This window comes from Mycolicibacterium komossense (assembly GCF_025822605.1).
Taxonomy (GTDB): Bacteria; Actinomycetota; Actinomycetes; order Mycobacteriales; family Mycobacteriaceae; genus Mycobacterium; species Mycobacterium komossense.
On the sequence record NZ_JACKTY010000008.1, the window covers coordinates 1 to 5028 of the forward strand.

General features: G+C 59.6%; 6 protein-coding genes. 1 reads left to right on the plus strand and 5 read right to left on the minus strand.

Going from position 1 to position 5028, the window contains the following annotated elements; translation table 11 throughout:
* Positions 1–643, plus strand: a 643-nt coding sequence (locus H7J73_RS01145; protein WP_264065390.1) for an ABC transporter substrate-binding protein, incomplete at its 5' end; no start/stop codon positions are given.
* Between the two features lie 52 nt (positions 644–695).
* Here H7J73_RS01145 and H7J73_RS01150 read toward each other — a convergent pair.
* The 5 genes from H7J73_RS01150 to H7J73_RS01170 all read right to left on the minus strand — a co-directional run.
* Positions 696–1670 (minus strand): Gfo/Idh/MocA family protein, encoded by a 975-nt coding sequence (locus H7J73_RS01150; protein WP_264065391.1) that lies wholly within the window; start codon positions 1668–1670, stop codon positions 696–698.
* Positions 1671–1779: 109 nt separating this feature from the next.
* Positions 1780–2631: a hypothetical protein gene (locus tag H7J73_RS01155; RefSeq protein WP_264065392.1), complete on the minus strand. Its 852-nt coding sequence runs from the start codon at positions 2629–2631 to the stop codon at positions 1780–1782.
* Positions 2632–2713: 82 nt separating this feature from the next.
* The gene (locus H7J73_RS01160; protein ID WP_264065393.1) at positions 2714–3544 is read right to left on the minus strand and encodes a mycofactocin-coupled SDR family oxidoreductase; all 831 of its coding nucleotides are present in this window, start codon (positions 3542–3544) and stop codon (positions 2714–2716) included.
* A gap of 48 nt (positions 3545–3592) precedes the next feature.
* Complete coding sequence (locus H7J73_RS01165; RefSeq protein ID WP_264065394.1) at positions 3593–4216, minus strand: type II toxin-antitoxin system RelB family anti-toxin; 624 nt, start codon at positions 4214–4216, stop codon at positions 3593–3595.
* A 169-nt stretch (positions 4217–4385) separates the two neighbouring features.
* Positions 4386–5028 (minus strand): ABC transporter substrate-binding protein (locus H7J73_RS01170; protein ID WP_264065395.1); only part of this gene is annotated, 643 nt, incomplete at its 5' end.

Below are 5028 nucleotides of genomic sequence, written 5' to 3' on the forward strand. Positions count from 1 at the left end.
CTTGTGGGATCCCGCGTTCGCCGGCAAGGTGTCGATTTTCGATGACCCCACCTCGGTTCTGCCGATGATCCCACTGGCGCTGGGTATGAGCGACCCGTTCCATCTGACGCCGGAACAGTTCACTCAGGTGCAGGACAAGCTCAGCGCACTGCGGCCCCAGGTGAAGCGGCTGACGTCGGGATACAACGATCAGGTGACCCAGTTTGCCAACGGTGAGGCCACCATCGGCTACCTCAACATCATTTCCGAGGTCGGAATGCTGGCGAAGGACGACAAGACGCTGGAGGTCAATCACGAAGTGAAGCAGGGTGTGCCGGCCTGGAGCGATAACTACGCCATCACCAAAGCCGGCGCCGCCAAGTCTGATTCGGTGTACAAGTTCATTAACCACACGTTGGCAGTGCCCTGGCAGGCGCGGTTCATCGCCACCAGCCAGAACTCGGGGACCCTGAACCTCCAGCAAGCGCAGTCCGCTGATGCTGTCAAAGCCGGGCTGACCGCAGAAGCGCTGGCGCAGACCCTGATTCCCGCCACTGCGACGGGCGACGCCTTCTTCTCGAAGATGCGGTTCTACCAGCCGGTTGAGGATCTGAACAAGCGTGTCGAGATATGGAACCAGTTCAAACTCGGTATCAGTAGCTGATCGCTATAAACTCTGTGGCCGCCAACCGATTCGGTTGGCGGCCACAGTGGTATCAGCTGGCGGCTCGATGCAACCGCGCCAGTGTGCGGCTGGTGCGCACTGTTTCGTCCGCACTAATCTCCGGATCTCGGCGGCTCAACACCACATCGGCGAAATTCTCGGTTTCGAGGAAGTAGGCATTCTCGGCACCGTTCGGAGTGATGTGGCGACTCCCGGCCGATGTCGTGATCTCGAGGTGTACGGGCGGCTTGTGGCTGTACCAAGGACAGGTCAGCATTGCCGCCCCGATGCTGCCCAGCACCGTTACGCCATAGGTGCGATGTGATTGCATAGAACAATCGAATATTGCTACAGCTCCTTGGGAGTAGCGCATCAGCCCATAGAACCGCGTGTCGATGCCGTTCGCGTCGCACTCCCGGGCGGCAACTACCGAATCCGGTTCGGCGTCAAGCAGATAATTGGCCATGCTGACGGGATACGCGCCGACATCCCGCAGGGCACCGCCCTCCATGCCGGGTCGAAATCGGATGTCGGCGCGGGTGTCTTCGGCCGGATATGTAAACCAGGCTCTAATGGTGTGCACCTCGCCAAGCTCACCGGAATCGATGACCTGTTTGAGGGCATGAGTTTTTGGATGATGCCGATACATGAAGGCCTCCGCCAGATGCACCCCACGCAGATCTGCCAGAGTGAACAGGCTGGTGGCCTCGGAAGGGTCTGCCACGAACGGCTTCTCGCACAGAACGTGCTTACCGGCCAGAACGGCGCGTCGCGTCCACTCGCCGTGCAGATGGTTAGGCAGGGGAATGTAGGCGCAGTCGATATCGGGATCGTCCAGCAAGGCTTCGTAACTGCCGAATGTTTGCCCAATATTGTTGCGCTGCGCGAAATCCTGGGCATTGATCCGATCGCGTGAGGCCACCGCTACCAGTTCGTTCTTACTGGACCGTTGCAGCCCGGGAATCACGTCCGCAGAGATGCGCGCCGTGGAGAGTAGTCCCCACCGCAGCCGTCGGGTGTTGTTCACTGTCTACGCCGCCTTCGTGATGGATGGAGAAGTCCGCATACGCAAGTAGCCGATGTCGACCACAGTGCAAGCTCTGGCTTCGACATCGGCTACCGCCTTTCGTAACAGCCTATTTGGCGAGCACCCCGGGGACCGCAGTTGCCGCTGATGTGCCTGCACTGGCGCGGTCGAAGTAGTCGCGCATCCATCCAAGACCGGCGGCGAAGCTCCCGACTCCGAACGCGTCGTCAAACAGTGCGGAGCCAACTGTGATACCCCACGGGGATAGCCGCGCAATCTCGTCCATACGTTCGGTGCTGTTGATCGAACCGGTGACAACCACGGGGGACTTGACTTCCTCGATGAAAGCTTTTCCAAGCAGTCCGGGATCGCCGTCGGTCCATCGGTATAGCGACAGGGCGACCCCGTCGACCTGGGGCCGGATACGCGTCGCATCTCCCACTATGTCTGCGACGCTGCCGTGGAGCATTCGCGGAATTCCACTGCGGCCGCCACAGGTCGGCAGGTAACTCACGCTTGCCTCTGCGAGCAGCTTGGCTACAGACGGGTGAAAGGCCATGCCGATCAGAAAGTCCAACCCGTTGTCGATCGCGAACTGGGCGGCAGCCACGCAGCGCGGCTCGTCCTCCTCCAGTGACTCGAAGTGCACGGTCTTGCCGGCGTCCTTCATGTCTCGCGCTAGCAGCGCCAGTTCTGGGGAAGAGAGACCGGTGTCCTTGAACCCCCAGTGCTGAGTGGGCGCATCGACGGACTGGGCGAAGACCTGTCTTGCGTTATCGACGGTCTTGTCGTTGTGCGTGAGCATGGCAATTAGCTCGATCATTTTTTTGCCTTTTCGCATGTGGATCTCCGCGTAGAGATCGAAGTCATAACTGGAGGGAGTGGGACCGATGTCAGGTCCGCAGAGATAACTCCGCACGCCGTCGATAGTCGCGACATACGACTGCGGCTCGGTGGTCATCGCTGACCACGTGGTTTTCGTTGCTCGATGTCAAGGTTGCAATGTGCGTGAACGACATCGGCCTCGCTCATCGAGTGCGGACCTACTTGGCCAGCATTCCCGCGTCGACGGCGAACTGGGTGCCGGTGACGAACCTGCCGTCTTCGGAGACGAGGTACAGAATGGCCGCGCTGATATCTTCGGGTTCGACCCACGGAGTGTCGAGCAGGTGGATGACTCCGAAGCCCTCGATAGCGTCTTCGAGGCTGGGATCGTCCAAATCGGGCCGGAACATCTTGCGCACACCCGAGTTGGTCATCATGCGGGTACGGCAGTTGCTCGGGTGTAGTGAATTCACCCGGATATTATGCGGGGCAAGCTCGTTGGCGAATGCCTTCGCCAGACCGGTGACGCCGTGCTTGGCGGCGACGTAGTGGCCGATCTGGTTGAGATTGCGCAGCCCGGCAGTGGAACTGGTGAGCACGATCGCGCCACCGTTGCCGGCGGCAATCATGTGACCGACACCGGCGCGCACGGTCTTCCATACACCGGTCAGGTCGATGTCCATCATCTCCTGCCACTTGGCCTCATCCATGGTGGATAGCTCGCCATAGGTACAGACACCGGCGTTGCCAAGGATGATGTCGAGTCGGCCGAACTGTTCGACACCCTCGTCCACGGCCGCGGTGAGCGCCGCCAGGTCACGGACATCGGCGACCCGGGCGACTATCTTGCCGCCGGCCTCTTCGACCAGTCGTATCGTCTCGTCGAGATCCTCGCGCGATGCCATTTCATACGGCGCTGACTCGACGTCGGCGCAGATGTCGATACCGATGATGTTGGCGCCCTCTTCGGCGAGTTTGATTGCGTGCGTGCGTCCCTGACCGCGAGCCACTCCGGTAATGAAAGCGACTTTTCCGTCTACTCGTCCCATGGTTGCTCCATTTCTCTTGGTACTGAATAAGGTGAACCGAAACTCGTGTCAGAACGATTTCGGAGTATCGACCCAAATGTATTCACTGACGCCGGCAGCGACATTTTCGATTTTGTGGGGAATATTGCTGTGGAACCAAATGGAATCACCTGGATCCAGGAAATGCACCTCGTCGGCCAATGTGACTTTGAACCGGCCGGTCAGCACCATCCCCCATTCTTCGCCCTCATGGGTGTATGGCTCGTCGCCGGTGGATGCGCCAGGCTCGTAGCGGCCGTAGATCGCCTCGAGAACTTCCGACGAGTCGGGTGACGCCACTTCGAAGTGCACCCCGCGCGCCTTGATCGACGAACGTTGGTCGGCGTCCTCGGTACCGTCCTGGAGGTACTTGAACGACACCTCTTTACGGGCGGACGCCCGTATCACATGGCCGTTTACCTGCGACGGTGTGGTGAAAAAGTAGGTGATGCTGGTACCAAGGGCAGCGGCGAGACGTTTGAGTGTGGAGATCGATGGCTCGGTCTTACCGCGCTCGACTTCACTGATCACCGATGAGGAGATCTCGGCCCGCTCCGCCAGCGCCCGGATCGAGAAGCCGTGTTCTGTGCGCAGCATCCGCAGCCGGGCTCCGATTGATTCCAGATCGGTGGAATCGTTGACTGCCTCTGTCATCGCATCCTCCTAGACGCCGCCCCCGATGGAGTTACAAATCTCAGTCGCGGTTTGTCGGCATTATTCATGGCGTTGTTTGTTAGGTATATCTTAGCCTGTGAATAACTTGCTCCGCGGGAGGTTCACGGCGGCACATGGTATTTCGATTGTACCGTCGCGAAACCAGCCGTCAGTTAGTGATTCCGAGCTTGAATTGGTTCCACGTCTCGACGCGCTTGTTCAAGTCTTCGACGGGCTGGAAGAATTTCAGGCCGTTGAAGAACGCGTCACCGCTGGCAGTCGCGGGGATCAGTGTGGCGTCGAGCAATTCGGGGGTCAGGCCGGCAGAGACGGCGTCGGGTGACTTCGCCTGCTCGAGACTGAGCGTGCCGGAGTTACCGCTGGCCGCGATGAACCGGGCTTGCCAAGGGACCGTCATAGTGTAGTTGATGAACTTGTACACCGAATCAGACTTGGCGGCGCCGGCTTTGGTGATGGCGTAGTTATCGCTCCAGGCCGGCACACCCTGCTTCACTTGGTTGTTGACTTCCAGGTCTTTGCCGTCCTTCTTCAGCGCAGCCACCGAAGCAATGTTGTTGAGGTAGCCGATGGTGGCCTCACCGTTGGCAAACTGGGTGGTCTGGTCGTTGAATCCGCTTGTCAGGCGCTTGATTTGCGGGCGCAGTGCGTTGAGCTTGTCCTGCACCTGAGTGAACTGGGCGGCGTTGAGGTTGTACGGGTCGCTCATACCCAGCGCCAGTGGGATCATCGGCAGAACCGAGGTGGGGTCATCGAAAATCGACACCTTGCCGGCGAACGCGGGATCCCACAAG